Origin of the sequence: Lentzea sp. NBRC 102530 (assembly GCF_030269365.1) — a bacterium.
Classification (GTDB): Bacteria; Actinomycetota; Actinomycetes; order Mycobacteriales; family Pseudonocardiaceae; genus Lentzea.
Genome location: NZ_BSTF01000022.1, coordinates 74,796 through 98,151, shown reverse-complemented (window position 1 = coordinate 98,151; position 23,356 = coordinate 74,796). Strand labels below are relative to the sequence as shown.

Here is a 23,356-nt window from a genome sequence, read left to right as displayed (position 1 = left end):
CTCGCGCGTGGCGAAGCTGGTGCTCGGACCTCTCCTCAGGTATGTCGACGCAACGTCCGCGACGGTGTGGGTCGAGACCGACTCGTCGTGCGAGGTCGCGGTGAACGGACGTACCGCGCGCACGTTCCAGGCGGGTGATCAGCACTTCGCGCTCGTGCGGCTGGAAGATCTGGGGCCACGCACCGAGTACGAGGTCACGCTCGACGACGAACTCGTCTGGCCGGAACCCGGCAGCGAGTTCCCGAAACCCGTCATCCGCACCACCGAGGTCCGCCGGATCGCCTTCGGTTCCTGCCGCGCCGCTCCCACCCAGCCGCTCGGGCCCGACGCGCTGGACGCGTTCGCGCAACGGCTGATGAAGACACCGGAGCAGGAGTGGCCGCAGGCCATGATCCTGCTGGGCGACCAGGTCTACGCGGACGAGCCGACCGAGGAAACCAAGCAGTGGCTGAAGAAGCGTCGTGACGGCACCGAGGAACCCGACGGCGAGGTCGTCCACTTCGGTGAGTACGCCCGGCTCTACCACGAGACCTGGGGCGACCCGGAGATCCGCTGGCTGCTGTCCGTCGTGCCCACCGCGATGATCTTCGACGACCACGACGTGCGCGACGACTGGAACACCTCGGAGACGTGGCGCAAGCAGATGGCCGACAAGCCGTGGTGGAAGGACAGGGTCCGCGGCGCCATCGCCTCGTACTGGGTCTACCAGCACCTGGGCAACCTCAGCCCGGCCGAGCTGGCGAAGGATCCCTTGTACGCCAAGGTGAAGGCCCAGGACACGGACGTGCTGCCGTTGCTGGAGGAGTTCGCCGAGGCCGCCGACAAGGAGGTGGACGGCCGCAAGTCGACGTGGTGGAGCTTCCGCCGCGACTTCGGCAGGGCCCGGCTGCTCATGGTCGACACGCGCTGCGGCCGCATCCTCGACGAGGGCGCCCGGCAGATGGTGAGCGACGACGAGTTCGCCTGGATCGAGCGCAACACCGAGCACGACGACGAGTACGACCACCTGCTGATCGGGTCGTCGCTGCCGTGGCTGATGCCGCACGCGCTCAGCCACATCCAGTCCATCAACGAGATCGGCGCGCAGAAACCGGGCTGGCAGGGCTGGGCCGCCGAGAAGATCCGGCAGGCCGTCGACCTGGAGCACTGGCCCGCGTTCCGCGCGTCGTTCGACCGGCTCTCCCGCATGATCGAGAAGGCCGGGAACAACGGCGCCGCGACGGTGTGCGTGCTGTCCGGCGACGTCCACCACAGCTATGTCGCCGAAGCCGAGTTCGCCAGGCCCACCAAGGCGTTCGTCGCGCAGCTGGTGTGCTCGCCGATCCACAACGAGGCGCCGAAGATCCTGCGGCCGGGGTTCCGGCTGTCGTGGTCGCGGCCGGCCTCGAAGGTGTTCCGGCGGCTCGCGACGTTCGTGGGGGTGCCGCAGGACCTGGTGCACTGGCGCAAGACCAGCGGCCCGCACTTCGGGAACTCCGTGGCGTTGCTGGACTTCGACGGCCGCCGCGCCCGTTACCGCCTCATCTCGGCAACGGGCGGGGAGACCGCCTCGGTGTCACTTGGTCGCGAGCCGCAGTAGCGCCCACAGCTGCGCGATCGCGTCGTGGTCGCCGATCGTCTCGACCATCCGGTCGGGCAACCGGCCCCACAGCCAGCGGTACATCGTCATCGGGCTCGCCGACACCTGGGCGTCGGCGAGGTGCGCGTCCTCCGGGTCGACGACGCGCCACGCCGACGCACCCTGCGGACCGCAGCGCGTGAGCCACAGGTGGTCCTCCACCCCGATCGCGACGAGGCTGTCCCGCGATCCCAGCACCCCGAGCACGTCCAGCTTGTGGCCCAGCCACAACGTGAGCACCTCGTCGACGCCGTCGACCGCCACCTCGTCGGTGACGGCGCCGACCTCCATGCCCGCGGCGCCCTGGACGTCCATGCGGTGCAGCGTCGTCTCGTGCGCGAGCCGGCGTCGCCAGAACCCGTGGTTCTGCTGCTGCGGCCACCACGTCGCGCATGGTTCGTCCTCGTCGTGCGCTTCGAGCCGGGCGATCACGGCCTGCGCTCCCGTGCGCATGAACTCCAGCGGGTCGGCGCCGGGTTCCGGGTAGTCCTGCCACTCGCCGGGTTCGGGTTCGCGGCCCAGGTCCATCCACGCCAGCGCACCGCGGTAACCGCCGCCGACGTGCCGCACGGTCTCCCCGAGGTTCAGTCCGGGACAGGCCGGCACGCCCTTGTGCGGTGGCTGGCCGATCGCGGACATGGCCAGCAGCTCCGCCTCGTGGCGGAGCACTTCCAGGTGGTTCACCTCCGCGCCTCGCTCATCACGCGGTCGACGAGCGTCACGAACTGAGCGGTCTGGCGCACCAGGTCGTCGGCCGTGCGCGCGTCGACGTGCCGGGTGATGCCCGCGAGCACGGCCGCCCGCGTGGACGACCACGACGCGAAGAACGCCGCCCACTCACCGAGTTCCGGCGCGATCGCGGTGAGCAGCACCCACGCGCTGGTCGGCCGGGAACGCCCGCGATGAGGGCGTCCGCGCAGCGCGAGCACCGCAGCGGCGGCCCGCAACGCGGCGAGGTAGGCGGTCGCGAACCGCTCGGAGGCCTCGGGCGCGCGTTCCGCCTCGGCGAGCGAGTCGTGGGCCTGCCGCAGCAACGCCAGCGCGGACGCGGGCGGCAACGACAGGGGTAACGGTTGTGGCCTCGGTATGGGCAACGGAATCGGGACGGCGACTGGGAAGGCTGCCGGATTCGAAAGTTCGGCTGTCATCTCGGCCTCCTCGTGGCGTCGGCGAACGACGTCACCGCCGAGGGGAAGCCGGCGGCTCTCGGAGGTGGGGTGCTTCCCCCACCCCACCTCCGAGGCATGGTGAGACTCGAACACATGTTCGAGTCCCCCTCAGCGTAGCTCCCGGCCGATGGATTCCTCAACCCGCCCCACCACGTGGGCGCGAGTCGTGGTCTGATGGAGACGTGAGTGCGCTCGAACACCCCGGAATCCGCAGGGTCGCGGAATCCCTGCCGCCCGCCACCGCCGAACGCATCGTCGTGCTGCCGGACGCCGTGCGGACAGCGGCGGCCGCGGCGCAGGCGGTGGGCGTGGAGGCGGGCGCGATTGCGAACAGCCTGGTCTTCGCCGCCGTGCGCGACGGCGAGGCCGCTCCTCTGCTCGTGCTGACGTCGGGCGCGCACCGCGCGGACACGTCGCTGATCGCCGCGCTCGTGGGCGCGGACGCCGTCAAGCGCGCCGACCCCGAGTTCGTCCGCGAGCACACGGGCCAGGTGATCGGCGGCGTCTCGCCGGTCGGGCACCCGGCGCCGATCGAGACCCTCGTCGACGAGTCCCTCTCCGGCTACACCGAGATCTGGGCCGCCGCGGGTCATCCGCACGCCGTCTACCCGACGACGTTCGCGGACCTGGTGGAACTGACCGGTGGCCGCGTCGCCGCGGTGGCTGTTTCCGGGGCGGTGCCGGCGTGACGGCGTCGCCGCGCCTGGAGCGCATCGTCGAGTTCACCGCCCAGGAGTTGAACGTGCGGCTGGGCGAGGCCCTCGCCCTGTACGTGACGGCCATGAACTACCCGCCCGGCACCGTGGAGCAGCGCGCCCCGATGTGGCTCGCGCACATGATGCGCGAGGACTGGCGCTGCGTCGTCGCGCTGGGCGAGCAGGACGAACTCGTCGGCATCGGCTACGGCTACCGCGGCGCGTCCGGTCAGTGGTGGCACGAGCAGGTGCGGCGCGGCCTGATGCAGGTCTCGCCGCCGCCCGTCGTCGAGGAGTGGCTCACCGACTACTTCGAGCTCACCGAACTGCACGTGCTGCCGCGCGCCCAGGGCCGCGGCCTCGGCGAGGACCTGCTGCGCCGCTTGATGGAGGGCGTGCCGTCCTCCCGCGTGCTGCTCTCCACGCCCGAAGGCCCGAGCAAGGCGTGGAAGCTCTACCGCCGCGTCGGCTTCGTCGACGTCCTGCGCCACTACCAGTTCACCGGCGACCCGCGCCCGTTCGCGGTGCTCGGCCGCACGCTCCCGGTCGTCTGACCCCGCGCTCCGCCGCCCCCGAGTCCTGTGGCTCGGGGGCTTTTTGTTGCGATCACCCAGCTCTCGCCCTACTCTCACCAATATGCAATATATTGGATATGGGTCACTGAAGGAGCGGGCGGCGGCCGAGATCCGGACGGCCATCGTGCGCGGCGACCTCGAACCGGGCACGCCGATCAAGGACGTCGAACTCGCCGAGAAGCTCGGCCTGTCCCGCACCCCGGTGCGCGAGGCGCTCGCCACGCTGACCGACGAGGGCCTGGTCGAGACCAAGCCGCACGCCTACACGCGGGTCACCGCACTGGAAGCGGAACCCGTGCGCGACGCCCTCGTCGTCGTGCAGTCCATGCACTCTCTCGCGATCGGCATCGCCGTGCCGAAGATGACGGCCGAAGACATCACCGCGATGCGCGCCGCGAACAAGGCCTTCCAGGCCGCGCTCGACGCCGACGACGCCACCGCCGCGCTGGCCGCCGACGACGAGTTCCACGCCGTCGCCGTCCGCTGCTGCGACAACTTCGCCGTCACCGCGACCATCGACCGCTACACCCCGCTGGTGCGCAGGCTCGAGCACAGCCGCTTCTCCTCGCCGCACGCGCGCCACTCCGTGACGCAGCACCAGCAGATCATCGAGGCCTGTGAGAAGGGCGACGACCTCCGGGCCGCCGCGCTGGCCGATGAGAACTGGAGCACCCTCAAGGAGGAACTGTGAACAGATTCCCGCTGCTCTTCGGCCCCTCGCCCGTCCACCGCCTCGACCGCCTGACCACCCACCTGGGCGGCGCCGCGGTCTGGGCGAAGCGCGAGGACTGCAACTCCGGCCTCGCCTACGGCGGCAACAAGACCCGCAAACTCGAGTACCTAGTCGCCGACGCCCTGGCCACCGGCTGCGACACCCTCGTCTCCATCGGCGGCATCCAGTCCAACCACACCCGCCAGGTCGCCGCCGCCGCGGCCCGAGCCGGCCTGAAGGCCGTACTGGTGCAGGAGAGCTGGGTCGACTGGGCCGACACCGGCAGCGACCGGGTCGGCAACATCCTGCTCAGCCGCATGATGGGAGCCGACGTCCGGCTGGTCAGCGCCGAGTTCGGCATCGGCGTCAAACCCGCCTGGGAACAGGCGATCGAAGAGGTTCGCGCCTCCGGCGGCAAGCCCTACCCGATCCCGGCCGGCGCCTCCGACCACCCGCTCGGCGGCATGGGCTTCGCCAACTGGGCCGACGAGGTCCGCCTGCAGGAAGCACAGCTCGGCGTCTTCTTCGACACCATCGTCGTCTGCTCCGTCACCGGCAGCACCCAGGCGGGCATGGTCGCGGGCTTCGCCGGCGAGAGCGGCCGCCGGGTGCTGGGCATCGACGCCTCCGCCAAGCCCGCCGAGACCCTCGACCAGATCACCCGCATCGCCCACAACACCGCCAAGCTCCGCGAGGTCACGGTGTCCGAAGAGGACATCCTCCTCGACGACCGCTTCCACGCCGGCACCTACGGCATCGCCGACGAGTCCACCGTGGACGCCATGCGCCTCGGCGCGAGCCTCGAAGGCATGATCACCGACCCGGTCTACGAGGGGAAGTCCCTGGCAGGGCTCATCCACCTCGTGTCATCGGGCGAGATCGGCCGCGACTCGACCGTCCTCTACGCCCACCTGGGCGGCCAGCCGGCCCTGAACGCCTACAGCTCGCTGTTCCCCGCCTAGGACACGCCCAGGCGTCCTGCGGCACGATCGTGGCAGGCGCCCGAAACGCCGGTGCGGCAAGGCATTTCGCGAGCGTTGGGGCGGTTGCGGCGAGACCGCCGTGGTCCGGCGGTGGACCCCGGCGGTGTGGCCGGGCAGCAGGTGGGATCGGTCGTCAGGCGCGCAGCCGCAGGCCCTTCGGGGTGGCGCGGAAGCCCGCCTCCTGCAGGACCGTGGCCAGGTGGGAGGTCAGGGCCACCTCGCCGTCGGCTCGCTGGACCGCCAGCTGGCCCAGCCAGCCGTCGCGGACCGCCCGGCTGAGGGCGTTGGCGGCGGTGCGGAGGGTGGGCTCGTCGTCGGTGAACGACAGCAGGGACTTGCCTCCTCTCTCGACGTAGAGGGCCGGGGTGCCGTCCACCAGGACGGCCAGCGCCCCTGCTTTGCGGGCCGGCCGGTGTTTGCCCTCGCCGAGCGGGTCCGGCCAGGACAGGGCCGCCCCGTAGGGCTGGGCCGGGTCGGCCGCGGCCAGGACCACCGCTTCCTGGTCGGACGCCGGTGACTGGCCCGGTGGGCGGGAGAGGGCTCGCATGCGGTCGACGGCGCCCCGGGCCGCGAACTGGGCCGCGCCCAGGCCTTCGACCACGTAGCCGCGGATCACCTGGCCGGACTCCTCCATCGCGCGCAGCACCTTGTAGACGCCGCTGAAGCCGCCCGTCACCCGCTCGGTGTCGAGGGCGCCCCTGGTCAGGACGCCGTGGCGTTCCAGGAACGCCTCCGCCCTGGCGTGGGCGCGACGGGTCGGGTCCTGGGCCGGGACCACGGCCAGGGACCAGCGGCCCGCGGCGGTGGGCGGGCCGCTGCGGGACGGCATGTCCGGGCGAGCCGCTCGCAGGCGGGCGTAGCGACCACGCGGAACCGCCCGGCGGGGTTTGTGGGCCGCTCCGCCGCCGGAGACCATGGCGCGCAAGGGGGACAGGGTGTCGTTGGTGACCAGGCCCGCCCACACCAGGTCCCAGAGGGTGCCGACCACCTCTGCGTCGGTGCACGCCACCGACAGCGAGGCCCGGTCCACCACCTGGCGGAAGAACAGGGCGCCGCCCGCCAGCGCCTCCAGGACGGCGGTGTGCAGCGGCGACTCCGGGACCGACTCCTGCACCAGGTCGGGCAGCAGGAGGTCGGCCACATCGGTGGGGGCCAGCGCGATCCAGCCGTCACCGCCGCTCAGGGCACCGCAGCCGGTCCAGGTCACCTCGCCGGACGCCGTCAGCTCGTCCAGCAACGCCGGGTAGTAGCCGGGCAGGCGCGACGGCAGCAGCAGGGACTCCAGCGCGCTCGCCGGGAGCGGGGCGCCCGCCAGCTGTTCCACCACCGAGAAGACGTCGTCGATCGTCGGGGCCGAGCGCAGGCGGCGGCCCAGGCCGTGCCACTGCGGCAGGAACCGGCCCAGGGCCGCCGGCTCCACCGGTTCGACCTCGGAGCGCAGCAGCGCCAGGGAGGCCCGGCGCAGCCGGCGCAGGACGTCCGCGTCGCAGTACTCGGTGTGCGTGCCGCCGGGGCGCAGTTCGCCGCGCACCAGGCGGCCGGTCGCGGCCATCCGTTCCAGCACGGCCGTCACCACGGCCACGCCCAGACCGAAACGGGCGGCGGGTTCCGCGGCGGGGAACGGGCCGTGCGTGCGGGCGTAACGGCTCAGCAGGTCGCCCAACGGGTCCGCCACCGGTTCGGTGAACGCCTCCGGCACGCCCACCGGCAGGGCCACGCCCAGAGCGTCGCGGACCCGGCCCGCGTCCTCGATCGCGATCGTGCGCTCCTCGCCCGCGATGCGGACCCGGATCGCCCGGCGTTGCGCCAGCAGTTCGTCGAGCCACTCGCGGGGCACACCCCGCTCCAGCGCCTCGGCGTCGGAGAGATCTCCCAGGAACCGCAACAGGTCCGCGGTGTCCTCGGCGTGCCGGGGGCGCCTGTCCTCGCTCAGCCGCTGCAACGCGCGTTCGACCTCGGTCACCACGTCCGGGTCGAGCAGTTCGCGGATCGCCTCGGAGCCCAGGAGTTCCGCGAGCAGCGTCGAGTCGAGCGACAACGCCGCCGCGCGCCGTTCGGCCAGCGGCGCGTCGAGTTCGTAGAGGAACATGCCGACGTACCCGAAGAGCAGGCTGCGGGCGAACGGCGACGGCGACTGCGTCTCCACCTCGACCACCCGCACCCGCCGCGCGCGGACGTCCGACATCAGCTCGCGCAGGCCCGGCACGTCGTAGACGTCCTGCAGGCACTCGCGCATCGCCTCCAGCACCACCGGGAAGCGCTCGTACTTCGAGGCGACCGACAGCAGCTGCGCCGACCGCTGCCGCTGCTGCCACAACGGCGTGCGGCGGCGCGGATCGCGGCGGGGCAGCAGCAACGACCGGGCCGCGCACTCGCGGAACCGGGCCGCGAACAACGCCGAGCCGCCCACCTCCGCGACCACGATCTGCTCGACCTCGTCCGGGTCGAGCAGCACGTCCTCGGCGCTCGCCGTCACCTCCGCGCCCTCGTAGTCCAAAGCGTCCGGCAGCCGCAGCACGATGCCGTCGTCGGAGTGCGCCGCCTGCACCTCGACGCCGCGCTTCTCCCGCAGCCGGGCCGCGATCGCCAACGCCCACGGCGCGTTCACCTGAGCACCGAACGGCGAGTGCACGACGAGCCGCCAGTCGCCCAGTTCGTCGCGGAACCGTTCCACCAGAACGACTCTGTCGTTCGGGACGTGCCGGGTCGCCTCCCGCTGCTCGCCCAGGTACGCGAGCAGGTTGTCCGTCGCCCACTCGTCCAGACCGGCCGACGCGGCCCGTTCCCGGGCCGCCGCGTCCTCCATCGTGGACACTTCGCGCAGGAACTTCCCCATCGCCCGGCCGAGTTCCAGCGGACGGCCCGGCGCGTCGCCCTTCCAGAACGGCATCCGCGCGGGCTGCCCCGGCGCGGGCACCACGATCACCCGGTCGTGCGTGATGTCCTCGACCCGCCACGACGACGTGCCCAGCAGGAACGTGTCGCCGACGCGGGACTCGTAGACCATCTCCTCGTCGAGCTCGCCGACGCGCGAGCCGGGGCCGTTCTCCGAGGCCGGGGTCATGACCGCGAACAGCCCCCGGTCGGGGATCGTGCCGCCGGAGGTGACCGCCAGCCGCTGCGAGCCCGGCCGGCCGCGCAGTTCGGAGTTCACCCGGTCCCAGGTGATCCGCGGCCTCAGTTCGCCGAACTCCTCGGACGGGTAGCGGCCCGACAGCATGTCGAGCACCGCGTCCATCGCCGAGTCCGGCAGCCCGGCGAACGGCGCCGCCCGCCGCACCAGCGCCGTCAGGTCGGAGACGAGCCACGACTCCATCGCCACCATGGCGACGACGTGCTGCGCCAGCACGTCGAGCGGGTTGCGCGGGAACTTCACGGCCTCGATCGCGCCGTCGCGCATCCGTTCCGCCACCACCGCGCACGACACCAGGTCGCCGCGGAACTTCGGGAACATCACGCCCCGCGACACCGCGCCCACCTGGTGCCCGGCCCGGCCGACGCGCTGCAGGCCGGAGGCGACCGACGGCGGCGCCTCGACCTGCACCACCAGGTCGACCGCACCCATGTCGATGCCGAGCTCCAGCGACGACGTGGCCACCACGCACGGCAACCGGCCCGACTTCAGGTCCTCTTCCACGGCCGTGCGCTGCTCACGCGACATGGACCCGTGGTGCGCGCGGGCGACGGACGCCGTCTTCTGCACCGTCATGCCCGACTGCCCGATCGCCTCCGCCGGGAAGGACTCGAGCTCCGCGGCCTCCTCGGCGAGTTCGTTCAGGCGCGCGGTCAGCCGTTCCGCGAGCCGCCGCGAGTTCGCGAACACGATCGTCGACCGGTGGGCCCGCACCAGTTCCAGCACCCGCGCCTCGACCGACGGCCAGATGGAGGTGCGTTGCTCGGCGCCGGCGGCCGACCCCGACACCTCGCCCGTCGGCTGGCCGAGCAGCGTCATGTCCTCGACCGGCACCTCCACCTCGACCTGGATGGTCTTCGGCGTCTTCGGCTGCACGACCGTGATCGGCCGCCCGCCGGACAGGAACGTGCTGATCTCCTCGACCGGCCGCACCGTCGCGGACAACCCGATCCGCTGCGCCGGCCGCTCCAGCAACGCGTCCAGCCGTTCGAGTGACAACGCCATGTGCGCGCCGCGCTTGGTGCCCGCCACCGCGTGCACCTCGTCGACGATCACCGTCTCCACGCCGCGCAGCGACTCCCGCGCCGACGACGTGAGCAGCAGGAACAACGACTCCGGCGTCGTCACCAGCACGTCGGGCGGGGTGCGCCCGAACGCCCGGCGCTCCTCCGGCGACGTGTCACCCGTGCGCATGCCGACCGTGATCGACGGCTCCGCGAGCCCCAGCCGCTGCGAGGCCTGCCGGATCCCGGTGAGCGGCGCGCGCAGGTTGCGTTCGACGTCCACCGCCAGCGCCTTCAACGGCGACACGTACAGCACCCGGCACCGGCGTTTCGGCTCCGCGACGGGAGGCGACGACGCCAGCCGGTCGAGCGCCCACAGGAACGCCGCCAGCGTCTTGCCCGAGCCCGTCGGGGCGATGACCAGCGCGTGCTCGCCCGCCGCCGCGGCCGCCCATGCCCCCGTCTGCGCCTGGGTGGGCGCGGCGAAGGCCCCGGCGAACCACTGCCTGGTCGCCGGTGAGAATGCCTCCATCACGTCCATGGCGACCATCATGACGCCGGGGTCCGACAATTTCTGATTACGCAGGTCCGAGCACCCGGCAGAGGCCGCTGTGGCACGATCACCCCGTACGTCCTGCGAGGGGAGCACGGTGCGCGTCCTGTCCGTCGACCTGGGCACCGCCAACACGGTTGCGGTGCTGTCCGACCACGGAGTCGTGGATGTGGACGGGGGGCCGACGATGCCCTCGTCCGTCTACCTCGACGAGGACGGCTCCCTGCGCGTCGGCAGAGAGGCGGAGCGGCGCTCCCGCGAGGACCCGTCGCGCTACGAGGCCAACCCCAAGCGCCACATCGACAAGGCGACGATCAAGCTCGGCGAGCAGAACCTGCCGGTCAACGACGCGCTCGCGGCCATCTACGCACGCGTGATGGAGGCCGTGACGGCGCTGCTGAAGGGCGAGCACCTCGACGAGATCCGCCTGACGCACCCGGCCGAGTGGGGGCCGAGCAGGCGCAACAGGCTGCTGTCCTCCGCGCGCCTCGCGGGCATGACCGGCGAGCTCGTGCCGGTGCCCGAGGCCATCGCGGTGGCCTCGCTCGGCGGCGGCCGCCCGCTCGCCGTCTACGACTTCGGCGCCGACACGTTCGACGTCTCCGTGCTCGACGCCCAGCACCGCATCCTCGCCGACGGCAGCCTCAGCGACGTCGGCGGTCTCGACATCGACCAGGCGCTGCTCGAGCACATCGGCCGCATGGTGTCGCACAAGGACCCGGCCGGCTGGCAGCGGCTGCTGCGCCCCACCACGATCGACGACCACCGCGCGCGCCTGGGCCTGCGCGAGGAACTGCGCCTGGCGAAGGAGGACCTCTCCGAGCTGCCCCAGGTCGAGGTCCTGATGCCGGAGCCGTTCGAGAAGGTCGTCATCACCCGCGCCGAGCTGGAGGGGCTGGTCAGGTCGAGCCTGATCCGCACCACCGAGGTCCTGATCTCCGCGGTCCGCAGGGCCGGGGTCACGCCCGAGCACGTCTACCTCGTCGGCGGCTCCTGCCGGATGCCGCTGGTCGCGCAGATGATCGCGGAGAAGGTCGGCATCGTCCCGACCAACCCCGACCACCCGGAGACGATCGTCGCGTCCGGCGCGCAGGTCGTGGACCGCGAGATGATCACGCTCAAGACCGAGGACGACAAGCCCAAGTTCGTCGAACCGCCCACGGTCGTGACCGCGCCGGTCAGCCCCGCCGTGACCGGGCCGCACCCGGTGAACCCGAACGTCAGCGGCCCGAACCCGGTGGTCAGCGGCTCGTATCCGAGCGGGTCCTACCCGAGCGGCGCGTACTCGGCGAGCGGCACCTACCAGCTCACCAGCCCGTACCCGAACCCGAACGTCAGCGGCAGCTACCCCGCGAACTTCCCGCAGCAGCAGGCGCCCAAGAAGAACACCAAGAAGGTCTTCATCGGCGTCGGCGCGGCCGTCGTCGCGGTCGCGGCGATCATCGGCGCGACCGTCGCGCTGTCCGGCCCGAACCTGCCGAGCGCCGACGAGTGCAAGGACGACGTCTCGCAGGACGAGCAGGGCTTCACGAAGTGCCTGCGCCAGCTCGCGGGCCACGTGCCCGACGGCGGCGGGTGCGAGAAGGCCGACTCCGCGCAGATCACCGGCATGGAGGAGATCAAGGGCACCGTCGTGAGCTGCACGATCCGCGACGGCTACGCGGTGCAGTACATCCTCACCGACAGCGTCACGGGCGCGGAGAACAACGCCGACGCCATCACCAAGTCGTTCCAGACCGACCGCGTCGAGGCCGACTGGACCGGCAACGGCCTGCAGGGCGACTACCGCGCGGCCACCTCCAGCGGCACCGGCGTGCTCGTGTTCCGGGCCAAGGACCGCCCCATGTTCGGCATCCTCACCAAGAACGCCGAGGAGAACGCCGACGAGCTCAAGCCGGACGAAATGGCCGATTTCTTCGAGAAGTCGGTGCAACCGGGCGAGTAACCGCCCCCGATGGACCTGTCGCAGCGAGGTCCGGCCGTGCCACGATCGTGATCATGGTGACCGTCGCGCCGCAGGTCGAACGCGTGCAGCGCAAGGTCGTCCGCGTGCTGACCGGCACCCAGGTCCTGGGGTCGGCGGCGGTGACGATCGGCCTCGCGTTCAGCACGCTGATCGCCGCCTCGCTCTCCGGGTCCGAGGCCGTCGGCGGCCTCGCGCAGACGGCGGCCGTGGCCGGAGCGGCGTTGCTGGCCCTGCCCGGCGCCCGGCTCGCGCAACGCGGCGGGCGTCGTCCCGCGCTCGTCCTCGGCTACGGCATGGGCGGGCTCGGCGCGGTGATCGCCGCCGTCGCCGTGGGCCTCGGACTGTGGCAGGTGCTGCTGGTCGGCCTGCTCCTGTTCGGCGGGGCGTCCAGCGCGAACTACGCGGCCCGCTACGCCGCGACGGACCTCGCGCACCCGCACCGCCGCGCCCGCGAACTCTCCCGCGTCGTGTGGGCGGCCATGATCGGCGCGGTCATCGGCCCGAACCTCGCCGACCCCGCCGGACGCGCGGCCGGCGCCCTCGGCCTGCCGGCGGGCGTGGGCCCGTTCCTGCTCGCGGCCGTCGTGCTCGGCGCCGCCGTGCTGGTGATCCAGTTCGGACTGCGGCCGGACCCGCTGGTCGTCGTGAAGAGCACACGACCGGTTGAATCCGCCCACTGCGCAGGGGGATCGAGCGCCACTCCCGGTGGCCTGAAGATCTGGGGATCACTCGGTCCCATGGCCCGGCTCGCACTCGTTGGTGTGATGTTGTGCCACACCGCGATGGTCGGGCTGATGTCGATGACACCGGTGCACATGAACCACGCCGGGTCGTCGTTGCGCGTCGTCGGCGTCGTGATCAGCCTGCACGTCGCCGCGATGTACGCCGCCAGCCCGTTGTTCGGGTGGATGGCGGACAAGATCGGGCGCGTGCCGGTGCTCGCGATCGGCGCGTCGCTGGTGGTGGCGGCCTCCGGGGTCGCCGGGATGGCGCCCTCGCACGACGCGCCGCAGCTCGCCGCGGGACTCGCGCTGCTCGGGTTCGGCTGGTCGGCCGGGCTGGTGGCGGGCTCGGCGCTGCTGACCGAGTCCGTGCCGGTGGACGACCGGCCCGCGGCGCAGGGTCTGTCCGATCTGGTGATGAACGTCGGTGGCGCCATCGGGGGAGCGGTGTCCGGCGTCGTCGTGACGGCGTGGTCGTACGCGGCGCTCGGGCTGATCGTCGGGTTCACCGCGCTGCCGTTGCTCGTCGTGTGCCTGCTGACCTCACTGCGCAGGCCCGTTCGTTAGGGTCTCCCGGTGCGCATCACCATGTTCCGCAAACTCATGGCGGGGGAGTTCGGCCAGGTCAGGGCCGAGATGATCGCCCACGACCACGTCCTGTCGTCGCTCGGCGGCCGCACCGCGGACCAGGCACTGGAGGCCGGGATCGGCGCGAAAGAGGTCTGGATCGCGGTCTGCAACGCGTTCGAAGTTCCTGAAAATCGTCGTTGAGCAGCCGGTTCGGAGTGTCACGTGTGCTCGAACACGTGTTCGGCTACAGTGGCCGCGACCCCCGGCTTCGCAGAATTGTCAGACCCCGCCAGTAGCGTCAGGTCCAACATGACGAAGCAACGGCAGACGACAAAAGGTGGACCCAAGATGGCACCCGCAGCACCCGACCGGGACAAAGCGCTCGAGCTGGCCCTGGCGCAGATCGACAAGCAGTTCGGCAAGGGCTCCGTGATGCGCCTCGGCGAGGAGGGCCGGGCCCCGATCGAGGTGATCCCGACCGGCGCGATCGCGCTGGACGTGGCGCTCGGCATCGGCGGTCTGCCGAAGGGTCGCGTCGTCGAGATCTACGGTCCTGAGTCCTCCGGTAAGACCACCGTCGCCCTGCACGCCGTCGCGAACGCCCAGAAGGCCGGCGGCATCGCCGCGTTCATCGACGCGGAGCACGCCCTCGACCCGGAGTACGCGAAGCGGCTGGGCGTCGACACCGACGCACTGCTGGTCTCCCAGCCCGACACCGGTGAGCAGGCGCTCGAGATCGCGGACATGCTGGTCCGCTCCGGCGCGCTCGACATCCTGGTCATCGACTCGGTCGCCGCCCTCGTGCCGCGCGCCGAGATCGAGGGCGAGATGGGTGACAACCACGTCGGTCTGCAGGCCCGCCTGATGAGCCAGGCGCTGCGCAAGATCACGGGTGCGCTCAGCGCGTCCAACACGACCGCGATCTTCATCAACCAGCTGCGTGAGAAGATCGGCGTGATGTTCGGCTCCCCGGAGACCACGACCGGTGGTAAGGCGCTGAAGTTCTACGCCTCCGTGCGTCTGGACGTGCGCCGCATCGAGACCCTGAAGGACGGCGGCGAGCCCGTCGGCAACCGCACCAGGGTCAAGGTCGTGAAGAACAAGGTCGCGCCGCCGTTCAAGCAGGCCGAGTTCGACATCCTCTACGGCAAGGGCGTCTCCCGCGAGGGCTCGCTCATCGACATGGGCGTCGACCAGGGCATCCTGCGCAAGTCCGGTGCCTGGTACACCTACGAGGGCGACCAGCTGGGCCAGGGCAAGGAGAACGCCCGCAAGTTCCTGCTGGACAACCCGGACATCGCCAACGAGGTCGAGAAGCGCATCAAGGACAAGCTCGGCATCGGCGCCACCCTCGACGCCGAAGAGGCGGCCCCCGCCGCGCCGGTCGAGTTCTAAGAGGTAGTGGGGTTTGGACGAGGCTGAGGAGCAGCGCAAGGCGCGGGACATCTGCTACGCGCTGCTCACCGCCAGGGCCCGCTCCCGGCAGGAGCTGCACGACGCCCTGCTGCGCAAGGGAATCAGCGCCGGTGCCGCCGAGGTCGTGCTCGGCAAGTTCGACCGCGCCGGCCTGATCGACGACGCGCAGTTCGCCGAGATGTGGGTGCGGTCCCGGCACACGTACAACGGCCTGGGCCGCCGCGCCCTGGCCATGGAACTGCGCCGCAAGGGCGTGGCGGACGAGGTGGTGGCCGAGGCCGTCGCCGCGGTCGACAGCGAGGCGGAGGAAGAACGCGCCCGCGAGTTGGTCCGCAAACGCCTGCGCACCCTGTCCGGCGTGGACGAGACGACGAAGATCCGCCGCCTCGTAGGAGCGTTGGCGCGCAAGGGTTATGCGGAAGGCCTGGCCTACCGCGTGGTCCGCGACGAGCTGCGCGACGCGGGCGACGAGGCGTCGGCGCTCGACGAGCCGTGGTAGCCGCTCAGTCGGGAACGTCTGAGCGGCGGCGTTCGCGGTAGCACCGAGTTCGGCGCTACCGCGAGTAATCTGGTTGACGTGAGCACCACTCCCGACGCGTCGTCCGCGGTGACCCCCACGGTCTCCGACCTGCTCTGCTTCGACCTCTACACGACGTCGCGAGCGGTCACCGGCTTCTACCGCCCGATCCTCGACAAGGCGGGCATCACCTATCCGCAGTTCCTGGTGATGCTGCTGCTGTGGGAGCGGGACTCGCGGCCGATCAGGGAGCTCGTCAAGGAGCTCGACCTGGAGTACAGCACGCTCTCGCCGCTCATCAAGAGGCTGGAGAAGAGCGGCCTGCTGGTGCGCGTCACGCACCCCGAGGACGAGCGCTCGGTGCTCGTGCAGCTCACGGACAAGGGCCGCGACCTGCAGTGGATCGGCGCCGAGATGACCAACCAGCTCGGCAAGGCCCTCGGCATGACCAGCGAGGAGATCACCGTCCTGCGCAAGGCGCTGCACCGCGTGAAGCACGGCGCCGAACGCTAGGCGCACCGTCGTTGCCGGACAACGGGTCTGCGTTCTGAGCGTCGTTCTGCGGGCCTTCACCCACCGGTGAGCTGAAACACATCGCGCACGAGGTAACTCGTCGGGTAACTTACATCGTGCACGACCTAATCGAGCGCGATGCGACACCTTCAAGGTGCCCGACGAGAGAGTGAGAGAGCAATGCGAGTTCGCAAGGTGATCGCGGTCCTGGGAACGCTGCTGGCGCTGGGTGCCGTTGTCCCGTCCAGCGCGGGCGCTGCCGACGAGACCGCCGAAAAGCACGGTGCCAAGAAGCCCACGGTCGTGCTGGTGCACGGTGCGTTCGCCGACGCGTCCAGCTGGAACGGCGTGGTGGACCGCTTGCAGCGCAAGGGTTTCCCGGTGGTGGCGGTGGCGAACCCGCTGCGTTCGGTCTCCGGTGACGCGAACTACCTGAAGCAGGTGCTGGCCTCGATCGACGGCCCGATCGTGCTCGCCGGGCACTCCTACGGCGGCATGGTCCAGTCGGCCGCGGCGGCCGGCAACAAGAACGTGAAGTCGCTCGTCTACATCGCGGCGTTCGCGCCGGAGAAGGGCGAGAGCGCCCTCGGGCTGAGCAACAAGTTCCCCGGCAGCACCCTCGGGGACGCGGTGCGGCCGATCCCGCTCGGTGACGGCACCACCGATCTGGTGATCGCGCAGGACAAGTACTGGCAGCAGTTCGCGGCCGACGTGTCCCGCAAGGACGCGACGATCGCGGCGGCGACCCAGCGGCCGATCAACGACACCGCGCTGAACGAGGCCGCCGGTGAGCCCGCGTGGAAGACGATCCCGTCGTACTTCCTGGTGGCCGGCAAGGACAAGAACATCCCGCTCGCCGCGACGAAGTGGATGGCCGAGCGCGCCCACGCGCGTGAGCTGGTCGAGGTCAAGAACGCGTCGCACTCGGTGGCCGTGTCGCACCCGGACACCGTGGCTGACCTGATCGTGCGCGCCGCACGGTAAGCACGGCTGGGGACGGGGAAACCGGGACGCGGGCAGGGGCGTCCCGGTTTCGCCGTGTCTGGGGCCGGAGCTACTGCGGCTTCACGACCGTGCAGCCGGGCAGGGTGAGGTCGAGGGTGGAGCCGCGGCCGAAGCAGGCGACCAGGCCGGCGGTCTGCTGGCCGTAGCTGATGCCTTTGTGGACGGTGATCTCGCCGGTGGCGTCGACCTCGCACGGGTTGTTCATCGTGCAACGGCCGCCGCTCTCGTTGCCCGTGTTGTTGACGCCGACGACCTTGCCGCTCGCCGCGTCGATGATCGGCGAGCCCGACGTACCGCCGATGGTGTCGCAGTACGGGGTGTAGCGCAGCGAGTCGTTCCAGGTCCACTTCGCTTCCCTGACCTGGTGGACGACGGCGTCGACCCGACACGAGTAGATCTTGGTCCAGTAGCCGGAGACGATCCGGATGCCGGACCCGGCTGCGGGGCCGGACGCGGACAGGTCGAGCGCGCGGGCGCCGTGCTTCTGCTGGAGCTGGCGGTAGGTCTGGTCGAGCCGGTAGAGCGCGGCGTCGGTGCCGGTCATGGTCGCGTAGACGATCTCGGTGCTCTGCAGCTTCGCGAGGGGTCCGCCGGAGCCGTTGAGCAGCGTGAAGTCGCGGTTCGCCGGGACGTCGGCGAGCGCGGTTCCGGGTTTCATCAGTTCGACGCAGTGGCCGTTGGTGAGCACGAGCGCCTGGTCGGACGAGGTCGAGCCGGGCAGGCGGACGAGCGAACCCGAGCAGTTGTCCAGCTTCACCGCGCCGGTGAAGCCGGCGGCCTGGGCGGGAGTGACCATGACGCCGAGGGCGGTGAACGCGGTGAGCAGAGTTGCGACGAGTCGTCGTGCCATGCACGGATCGTAGTCGATCAACTACCTTCGGGAGTCGGCTGACTGGCCGCTCCGTAACTCGATCGGGTGACGGAGCTGGGTGGAGCTAACAGTCGAAGCGGACCAATCGACGTCGTGGTCACACATCGCAACCGCCAGGAGCCGTGATGACCTACCCGATGCCGCCCGCCTACGCCGAACCCCCGGCCGCACCGCCGAAGCCCGCCCGGTTCGGCGCGCTCGCCTGGACCTCGGTGATCCTCGGGATCGTCGGCATCCTCAGCTCGTGGCTCATCTTCTTCAACAACCTCACCGCGATCGCCGCTTTCGTCGGCGTCGTGCTCGGCATCATCGCGTTGTTCGGCACGCGCAAGGTGCTGGCGGCGATCGGCGTCGTCCTGTGCGTGGTGGCGATCGTGCTGACGGTGGTCGCGCAGAAGGCCGCGGTCGAGGAGCTCGACAAGATCCTCGGCGACACCAACCAGGGCCAGGCCGGCACTCCCGGTGAGACCGCGAAGCAGGACGCGCTGGTGCAGAACCCGACCTGGGGCAAGCGGTTCACCTGGGACAACGGCCTCGCGGTCGACGTCGCCGCGCCGGTCGCGTGCCAGCCGGGCCAGTACGCGGCGCCGTCGTCGATCGCCCGCGCGGTGAAGTTCGAGATCACCATCACCAACGGCACGAGCGCCGCGTTCGAGACCGCGCTGATGTCGATCGGCACCGACGCGCAGTTCAACGGCCAGAAGGCCGAGATGGTGTTCGACAGCAGCGGCGGCTGCGACAGCACGTACGACTCGGCGACCGTGTTGCCGGGCAAGACCTACACGTTCCACGTCGCCTACGCGGTGGGCGCGCAGCCCGGTGAGATGCAGCTCGTGTTCGAGCCGACGTTCAACTCCGCCAAGGCCGCGTTCGTCGGGCAGGCGTAAACCGTTCGCTCGCGGGCACACCGACGGGTTACAAATCGGGGCATGTTGCGCAAGTACCCGCGAACGCCCCACCTCGAGGGCTCGCGCCTGCAACCGGGCGACGAGGACCTCGACCAGGTGCCGTTCCGCGCGATCGCGGGGCGGCACCTCGTCGTCGAGGAGAAGCTCGACGGTGCCAACGCGGGCATCAGCTTCGACTCCGGCGGCGTGCTCAAGCTCCAGTCCCGCGGTCATTTCCTGGCGGGCGGGCCGCGTGAACGGCAGTTCGCGCCGTTGAAGGCGTGGGCCGCGACGCACCAGGGAGTGCTGTGGGAACGGCTCGGCACGCGGTTCGTGCTGTACGGGGAATGGCTCTATGCCAAGCACACCGTGTTCTACGACGCGTTGCCCCACCACTTCTGCGAGTTCGACCTGCTCGACCGGGAGACCGGCGCGTTCCTGTCCACACCGGAACGGCGGCGGCTGCTCGCCGGGACGCCGGTGGTGCCGGTGCCGGTGTTGCACGAGGGGGAGTTGCGCCGGCTGAAGGACCTGACCGCCCTGCTCGGCCCGTCGACGTGCCGCACCTCGGGGTGGCGTGAGGCGTTGGTGGCCTCGGCCCGTGCGTTGGGGCAGGACCCGCAAGTCGTTGTCGCGGAAACGGATTCCGACGACGACATGGAAGGCCTCTACATCAAGGTGGAGGAGGGCGGGCGCACGGTCGAGCGCTACAAGTGGGTGCGGCCGACGTTCCTCACCGCCGTGCTGGACTCGGGCAGTCACTGGCATGACCGTCCGATCCTGCCGAACCAGGTGGTGGCCCGTGGTTGACCGACCCACGTTCGAGCAGCTCTGCCCGAACGGTCCGGAGTGGACTCTCGACTGGGACGCCGTGCGTGCGGCGTTCCCGTGGGTGCGTGCTCTCGAAGGCGTGCCGCAAGATCCCTTGCACCACGCCGAGGGTGACGTCGCGACACACACCCGCATGGCGTGCGAGGCCTTGGCGTCGTTGCCCGAATGGCGCGCGCGACCCGAATCAGACCGCGTGCGGTTGTTCGCGACGGTGCTGCTGCACGACGTCGCCAAGCCGTTCCGCACCCAGGTCACCGACGGCCGCATCACCGCTCACGGCCACTCGCGTGCCGGTGATCTGATGGCCCGCACCCTGCTGTGGGAGATGGGCCGCCCGATCGCCTGGCGCGAGCACGTCGCCGCCCTGATCCGCCACCACCAGGTGCCGTTCTGGGCGCTCGAACGGCCGGACCTCGACCGCATCGCGTTCCGGGTGAGCCTGCTCGCGCGCAACGACGACCTCGCGACCCTCGCCCGCGCCGACATCCTCGGCCGCGTCTGCTCCGACGCCGACGTCGTGCTGGAGAACATCGCGCTGTTCGAGGAGTACTGCCGCGAACGGGCGTGTCTGGACCGGCCGCGCGAGTTCCCGTCCGGCCACGCGCGCTTCCAGTACTTCCGCACGCCCGGCCGTGATCCGTCCTACGCCGCCTACGACGACACGCGCGTCGAGGTGACGGTCCTGTCCGGACTTCCCGGTGTCGGCAAGGACCACTGGATCGCCACCCACCGTCCCGGCTGGAGGGTGGTCAGCCTCGACGCGGTGCGACAGCGGCTTGGTATCGCACCCGATGGCGACCAACGAGCCGTTGCCGCCGCCGCGTTCGAAGAAGCGCGAGTGCTGCTGCGGGCGGGGGAGCCGTTCGTGTGGAACGCGACCAACATCTCCCAGCAGATCCGCGAACGCTGCATCGGCCTCGCCGCCGACTACCGGGCACGGATCACGCTCGTCGGGCTCGAGGCGCCGAAGAACGTGATCCACGCCCGCAACCAGACCCGTCCCGACCCGGTGCCGGCCGCGGTGATCGACCGGCTCGCAGCCAAGTGGGAGGCCGTCGACGTGACCGAGGCGCACGTCGTCGAGGTCGTCGACACAAGCAGGGCCGACATCGCGTTGCGCTGACACATCGGTTGGCGAGGGCGATATCCGATGTATCAGCGGCGGTGTTCGCCGTGGTGGCCCACCGCCCGGACGAGCCAGAGGGTGCCGGCGCCGGCGACGACGAGCACGGCGATGCCGGTGAGGACGCCGACGCTCGTGAACGAGTCGTCGGGCTGGGGTTGCGGACTGCTGTTCGGTGTGGACTGCGTGATGGCCGGGATGTCGGCCATCTGCAGCGAGTTCGCCTTCACCAGGCCGGTGCCCTCCAGCAGGAGCATGTGCTTGAGCAGCAGGGTCAGCGCGGTCTGGGCGGCGATGCGCGCGGGCAGGTTCCTCGTCGTGGCCCGCGCCTGGGCGACCTGCGTGATGAGCGTGCCGTCCGCGGCGCGGGACAGGTTCGCGTACATGCTGTCGAGTTCGTCGCCCGAGCTCGCCGAGATGGCGTTCGCCCACGACTTCTGCTCCGTGGTCGGCTCGGACGGGAGGTCCACGCCGACCTGGCGGGCCGCGTCCGTGACCGCCTGCGTCAGCTGCGTGTGCTCGGCGGCGAGCTGGCCCGCCACCTTGCGGACCTTGGCGTCGCGGGCGCGGTCGGAGCTCTCGCGGCTCGCCGGTTTCTGCCACAGCGTGTGCTGGGTGAGCAGAACGAGTAGTTCCCGGTCCGACGGTTCGATGTTCTGGCCGATGACGCGCACCGCGTTCACCTGTGCCTTGGCCGTCACCAATTCGAATGCGGACGGGTCGACCTTGCCGGTGTTCTCCAGGGTCGTCATGGTGCGGACCAGCATTTGCACGGTCTGGTGAGCCAGCGTGCGAATCGCGGTGTTCTGCGTTGTCGCGCGTGTTTGCACGGCCATCACCAGAAGGCCGCCCTGCGCCTGCCGGACGATCGTCGCGTAGGCGCTGTCGTGGTTCTCGCCAGTGCGTTCCGCCATCTCGCCGATGAGTGACTGGTGTTCACTGCTGACGTCGTTCGGCAGGACCACGCCGAGTCCTTCGGCGGATTTGAGGAGGTCGACGTCGAGTCGTGAATGACCCTCGAAGACGTCCCGTCCGGCATTGCTTATCGACGCATTCGTGGTCCGCGCCGGAGCTTCGTTGCTGATCGGTACCAACCAGGAGTTCGCTTGGCGCAGAGACACCATGAACGAACGATCCGACGGCTGCACTTCTGTCGATTGCGCATTGGCCGGGACGGCTCCGATGAAAGCTCCCAGAAATACGGCTGACAGGATGACAAACAGTGCTGCCTGCTGTCCCAGCGTGCCCAACTGGTGACGCATAGTGCCCGTTCCTCCCCGCGATCGAGCTGCCTTCGAAGGTGATACGCGCTGGTGGGGCCTGAGTTCACGGGTGCGCAAGAATAGGTATGTGATGTGGATCACATGAGCTTTGGCGAACCATTAAGGTCGAATTTACGTACCCGAGAGCTTTTCGCGTTCACGAGGTACGATCCGGTGGATTCCACGCTCGGCCACCGAGTCGCTAGGTCTGCCGCCCGAAGCGAACGTCGCCGATATCTGGGGAGGTCGTCAGCTTCATGGGTGATCAGGGCAAGGTCGCGCAAGTCCATCGGGACGAAGAATTGCTCACGTTGCTCTACGGGCAGTTCCAGAGGATGTTGTTCTCGCAGGTCCTGTGCCTGACCAACTACGACCGCCAGTGGACGGAAGACGTCGTCCAAGAGACGTTGATCAGGGCGTGGCAGAACTCCGAACACCTCGTTCGGGAACCGGGTATGTTGCGTGGCTGGCTTTGTACTGTGGCTCGTCGCATTGTGATCGACGGATGGCGGAGCCGGCAGGCGCGCCCGCAGGAAGTGGAATTGTTGCGACCGGACATCGCCGAATCTCCGGACGACACCGAACAAACACTTTCGGTGATGGTTATCACCGACGTAGTACGCCAATTGAGTGATGAACACCGTTCCGCAATCTACGAAACGTATGTCATGGGACGAACGGTGAAGGAGGCCGCGCACGTTCTCGGAGTCCCGGAAGGAACCGTCAAGTCCCGGCTGTACAAGGCGATGCACACGATCCGCCGGGCGCTGCAGGACAGGAGCTAGTGATGGTGACCCGTCAACCACATCACGAGCAGCAGAACGACGAGAACCGCGCGGTCGTGGACCGAGAAGGGCCTGCGGGACCGTGCGGTGACGTGGCGGCGTACGTGCTGGGTGTGCTCGACCCGGCCGAGCACGTCAGATTTTCGAGGCACCTAGCCGGGTGCGGGGACTGCGAGCGCGACGCGGCCGACTTCGGCATGTTCGCGCCCGTGCTGCGGCCGGTGCTGCGGACCCGCCCACCGGTGCGCGAGCCGTGCTCGATCGCGCGCAGCGTCCTGGTGGTGGCGGCGGGCGTCGTGGTGGCCGTCGCCGCGGTGCTCTCGGTCGTGGAGTCGCTGTCCTCGCACGCGTCCGACACCGTGGACGTCAGCACGCTCACCCGCGCCGCACCCTCTCACCACGAGGGATTCCCGCTGGTCGAACGCATGTGAGCCGGGACGAGAGCC

22 protein-coding genes are annotated in these 23,356 nt (G+C 70.4%); 17 read left to right on the top strand and 5 right to left on the bottom strand.

From position 1 onward, the window contains the following. Positions 1 to 7: 7 nt before the first annotated feature. Entirely contained in the window at positions 8 to 1,579 is a 1,572-nt protein-coding gene (locus QSK25_RS39940; RefSeq protein ID WP_285646330.1) for an alkaline phosphatase D family protein, read from the top strand. On the opposite strand, the gene QSK25_RS39935 is transcribed toward QSK25_RS39940, so the two are convergent. Together QSK25_RS39935 and QSK25_RS39930 are read right to left on the bottom strand one after the other, a co-directional pair. After that, the gene (locus QSK25_RS39935; RefSeq protein WP_285646328.1) at positions 1,556 to 2,302 is read right to left on the bottom strand and encodes a maleylpyruvate isomerase N-terminal domain-containing protein; all 747 of its coding nucleotides are present in this window, start codon (positions 2,300 to 2,302) and stop codon (positions 1,556 to 1,558) included. The two genes, QSK25_RS39940 and QSK25_RS39935, sit on opposite strands and share 24 nt — an antisense overlap. Further along, positions 2,299 to 2,766, bottom strand: coding sequence for an SAV_6107 family HEPN domain-containing protein (locus QSK25_RS39930; RefSeq protein WP_285646325.1), 468 nt, complete (start codon positions 2,764 to 2,766; stop codon positions 2,299 to 2,301). Before QSK25_RS39930 ends, QSK25_RS39935 begins: the two co-directional genes overlap by 4 nt. A 203-nt stretch (positions 2,767 to 2,969) precedes the next feature. On the opposite strand from QSK25_RS39930, the gene QSK25_RS39925 reads away from it, so the two are divergent. The 4 genes from QSK25_RS39925 (at position 2,970) to QSK25_RS39910 (ending at position 5,731) form a co-directional block, all read left to right on the top strand. Further along, positions 2,970 to 3,476: a YbaK/EbsC family protein gene (locus QSK25_RS39925; protein ID WP_285646323.1), complete on the top strand. Its 507-nt coding sequence runs from the start codon at positions 2,970 to 2,972 to the stop codon at positions 3,474 to 3,476. Beyond that, positions 3,473 to 4,036 carry a GNAT family N-acetyltransferase gene (locus QSK25_RS39920; protein WP_285646322.1) on the top strand — a complete coding sequence of 188 codons (564 nt, stop codon included), beginning with the start codon at positions 3,473 to 3,475 and terminating at the stop codon, positions 4,034 to 4,036. The genes QSK25_RS39925 and QSK25_RS39920 overlap by 4 nt, the downstream gene beginning before the upstream one ends. An 82-nt stretch (positions 4,037 to 4,118) precedes the next feature. After that, positions 4,119 to 4,748 (top strand): GntR family transcriptional regulator, encoded by a 630-nt coding sequence (locus QSK25_RS39915; protein WP_285646320.1) that lies wholly within the window; start codon positions 4,119 to 4,121, stop codon positions 4,746 to 4,748. Next, positions 4,745 to 5,731 carry a 1-aminocyclopropane-1-carboxylate deaminase gene (locus tag QSK25_RS39910; protein WP_285646318.1) on the top strand — a complete coding sequence of 329 codons (987 nt, stop codon included), beginning with the start codon at positions 4,745 to 4,747 and terminating at the stop codon, positions 5,729 to 5,731. Before QSK25_RS39915 ends, QSK25_RS39910 begins: the two co-directional genes overlap by 4 nt. Before the next feature lie 154 nt (positions 5,732 to 5,885). Here QSK25_RS39910 and QSK25_RS39905 read toward each other — a convergent pair whose 3' ends face one another. Continuing rightward, positions 5,886 to 10,430 (bottom strand): ATP-dependent helicase, encoded by a 4,545-nt coding sequence (locus QSK25_RS39905; protein WP_285646317.1) that lies wholly within the window; start codon positions 10,428 to 10,430, stop codon positions 5,886 to 5,888. Positions 10,431 to 10,539: 109 nt separating this feature from the next. Here QSK25_RS39905 and QSK25_RS39900 point away from each other — a divergent pair, with 109 nt between their 5' ends. The 7 genes from QSK25_RS39900 (at position 10,540) to QSK25_RS39870 (ending at position 17,130) form a co-directional block, all read left to right on the top strand. After that, a complete protein-coding gene (locus QSK25_RS39900; protein WP_285646315.1) occupies positions 10,540 to 12,387 on the top strand; it encodes an Hsp70 family protein in 1,848 nt (615 codons plus the stop codon). A gap of 53 nt (positions 12,388 to 12,440) precedes the next feature. Continuing rightward, the gene (locus QSK25_RS39895; RefSeq protein ID WP_285646313.1) at positions 12,441 to 13,697 is read left to right on the top strand and encodes an MFS transporter; all 1,257 of its coding nucleotides are present in this window, start codon (positions 12,441 to 12,443) and stop codon (positions 13,695 to 13,697) included. Between the two features lie 9 nt (positions 13,698 to 13,706). Then, positions 13,707 to 13,901: a DUF3046 domain-containing protein gene (locus QSK25_RS39890; RefSeq protein WP_285646311.1), complete on the top strand. Its 195-nt coding sequence runs from the start codon at positions 13,707 to 13,709 to the stop codon at positions 13,899 to 13,901. Between the two features lie 147 nt (positions 13,902 to 14,048). Further along, positions 14,049 to 15,095: a recombinase RecA gene (gene recA / locus QSK25_RS39885; RefSeq protein ID WP_285646310.1), complete on the top strand. Its 1,047-nt coding sequence runs from the start codon at positions 14,049 to 14,051 to the stop codon at positions 15,093 to 15,095. Between the two features lie 13 nt (positions 15,096 to 15,108). Next, positions 15,109 to 15,615, top strand: a complete 507-nt coding sequence (locus QSK25_RS39880; RefSeq protein WP_285646309.1) for a regulatory protein RecX — start codon at positions 15,109 to 15,111, stop codon at positions 15,613 to 15,615. A gap of 78 nt (positions 15,616 to 15,693) precedes the next feature. After that, positions 15,694 to 16,146, top strand: coding sequence for a MarR family winged helix-turn-helix transcriptional regulator (locus QSK25_RS39875; RefSeq protein ID WP_285646308.1), 453 nt, complete (start codon positions 15,694 to 15,696; stop codon positions 16,144 to 16,146). A gap of 180 nt (positions 16,147 to 16,326) precedes the next feature. Next, complete coding sequence (locus tag QSK25_RS39870) at positions 16,327 to 17,130, top strand: alpha/beta fold hydrolase (protein WP_285646306.1); 804 nt, start codon at positions 16,327 to 16,329, stop codon at positions 17,128 to 17,130. Positions 17,131 to 17,200: 70 nt separating this feature from the next. On the opposite strand, the gene QSK25_RS39865 is transcribed toward QSK25_RS39870, so the two are convergent. Then, the gene (locus QSK25_RS39865; protein ID WP_285646302.1) at positions 17,201 to 18,001 is read right to left on the bottom strand and encodes a S1 family peptidase; all 801 of its coding nucleotides are present in this window, start codon (positions 17,999 to 18,001) and stop codon (positions 17,201 to 17,203) included. A 146-nt stretch (positions 18,002 to 18,147) separates the two neighbouring features. On the opposite strand from QSK25_RS39865, the gene QSK25_RS39860 reads away from it, so the two are divergent. Genes QSK25_RS39860 through QSK25_RS39850 form a run of 3 tightly spaced genes read left to right on the top strand, consistent with a single transcriptional unit; the run spans position 18,148 to position 20,863 of the window. After that, a complete protein-coding gene (locus tag QSK25_RS39860) occupies positions 18,148 to 18,909 on the top strand; it encodes a hypothetical protein (RefSeq protein ID WP_285646301.1) in 762 nt (253 codons plus the stop codon). A 42-nt stretch (positions 18,910 to 18,951) separates the two neighbouring features. After that, complete coding sequence (locus QSK25_RS39855) at positions 18,952 to 19,719, top strand: RNA ligase family protein (RefSeq protein WP_285646300.1); 768 nt, start codon at positions 18,952 to 18,954, stop codon at positions 19,717 to 19,719. After that, positions 19,712 to 20,863 (top strand): AAA family ATPase, encoded by a 1,152-nt coding sequence (locus tag QSK25_RS39850; protein ID WP_285646299.1) that lies wholly within the window; start codon positions 19,712 to 19,714, stop codon positions 20,861 to 20,863. The genes QSK25_RS39855 and QSK25_RS39850 overlap by 8 nt, the downstream gene beginning before the upstream one ends. Positions 20,864 to 20,895: 32 nt before the next feature. Here QSK25_RS39850 and QSK25_RS39845 read toward each other — a convergent pair whose 3' ends face one another. Beyond that, a complete protein-coding gene (locus QSK25_RS39845) occupies positions 20,896 to 22,125 on the bottom strand; it encodes a DUF4142 domain-containing protein (RefSeq protein ID WP_285646298.1) in 1,230 nt (409 codons plus the stop codon). A gap of 257 nt (positions 22,126 to 22,382) precedes the next feature. Here QSK25_RS39845 and QSK25_RS39840 point away from each other — a divergent pair, with 257 nt between their 5' ends. Next, positions 22,383 to 22,910 (top strand): sigma-70 family RNA polymerase sigma factor, encoded by a 528-nt coding sequence (locus QSK25_RS39840; protein ID WP_285646297.1) that lies wholly within the window; start codon positions 22,383 to 22,385, stop codon positions 22,908 to 22,910. Between the two features lie 2 nt (positions 22,911 to 22,912). Continuing rightward, positions 22,913 to 23,341 carry a zf-HC2 domain-containing protein gene (locus QSK25_RS39835; protein ID WP_285646296.1) on the top strand — a complete coding sequence of 143 codons (429 nt, stop codon included), beginning with the start codon at positions 22,913 to 22,915 and terminating at the stop codon, positions 23,339 to 23,341. Positions 23,342 to 23,356: the final 15 nt, after the last annotated feature.

Excerpts from the sequence above, each read along its gene's own strand:
- QSK25_RS39930 (WP_285646325.1), bottom strand. The coding sequence starts at position 2,766 with ATGACAGCCGAACTTTCGAATCCGGCAGCCTTCCCAGTCGCCGTCCCG.
- QSK25_RS39915 (WP_285646320.1), top strand. The coding sequence starts at position 4,119 with ATGCAATATATTGGATATGGGTCACTGAAGGAGCGGGCGGCGGCCGAG.
- QSK25_RS39905 (WP_285646317.1), bottom strand. The coding sequence starts at position 10,430 with ATGGACGTGATGGAGGCATTCTCACCGGCGACCAGGCAGTGGTTCGCC.
- QSK25_RS39895 (WP_285646313.1), top strand. The coding sequence starts at position 12,441 with ATGGTGACCGTCGCGCCGCAGGTCGAACGCGTGCAGCGCAAGGTCGTC.
- recA (WP_285646310.1), top strand. The coding sequence starts at position 14,049 with ATGGCACCCGCAGCACCCGACCGGGACAAAGCGCTCGAGCTGGCCCTG.
- QSK25_RS39870 (WP_285646306.1), top strand. The coding sequence starts at position 16,327 with ATGCGAGTTCGCAAGGTGATCGCGGTCCTGGGAACGCTGCTGGCGCTG.
- QSK25_RS39865 (WP_285646302.1), bottom strand. The coding sequence starts at position 18,001 with ATGGCACGACGACTCGTCGCAACTCTGCTCACCGCGTTCACCGCCCTC.
- QSK25_RS39860 (WP_285646301.1), top strand. The coding sequence starts at position 18,148 with ATGACCTACCCGATGCCGCCCGCCTACGCCGAACCCCCGGCCGCACCG.
- QSK25_RS39855 (WP_285646300.1), top strand. The coding sequence starts at position 18,952 with ATGTTGCGCAAGTACCCGCGAACGCCCCACCTCGAGGGCTCGCGCCTG.
- QSK25_RS39845 (WP_285646298.1), bottom strand. The coding sequence starts at position 22,125 with ATGCGTCACCAGTTGGGCACGCTGGGACAGCAGGCAGCACTGTTTGTC.
- QSK25_RS39840 (WP_285646297.1), top strand. The coding sequence starts at position 22,383 with ATGGGTGATCAGGGCAAGGTCGCGCAAGTCCATCGGGACGAAGAATTG.
- QSK25_RS39835 (WP_285646296.1), top strand. The coding sequence starts at position 22,913 with ATGGTGACCCGTCAACCACATCACGAGCAGCAGAACGACGAGAACCGC.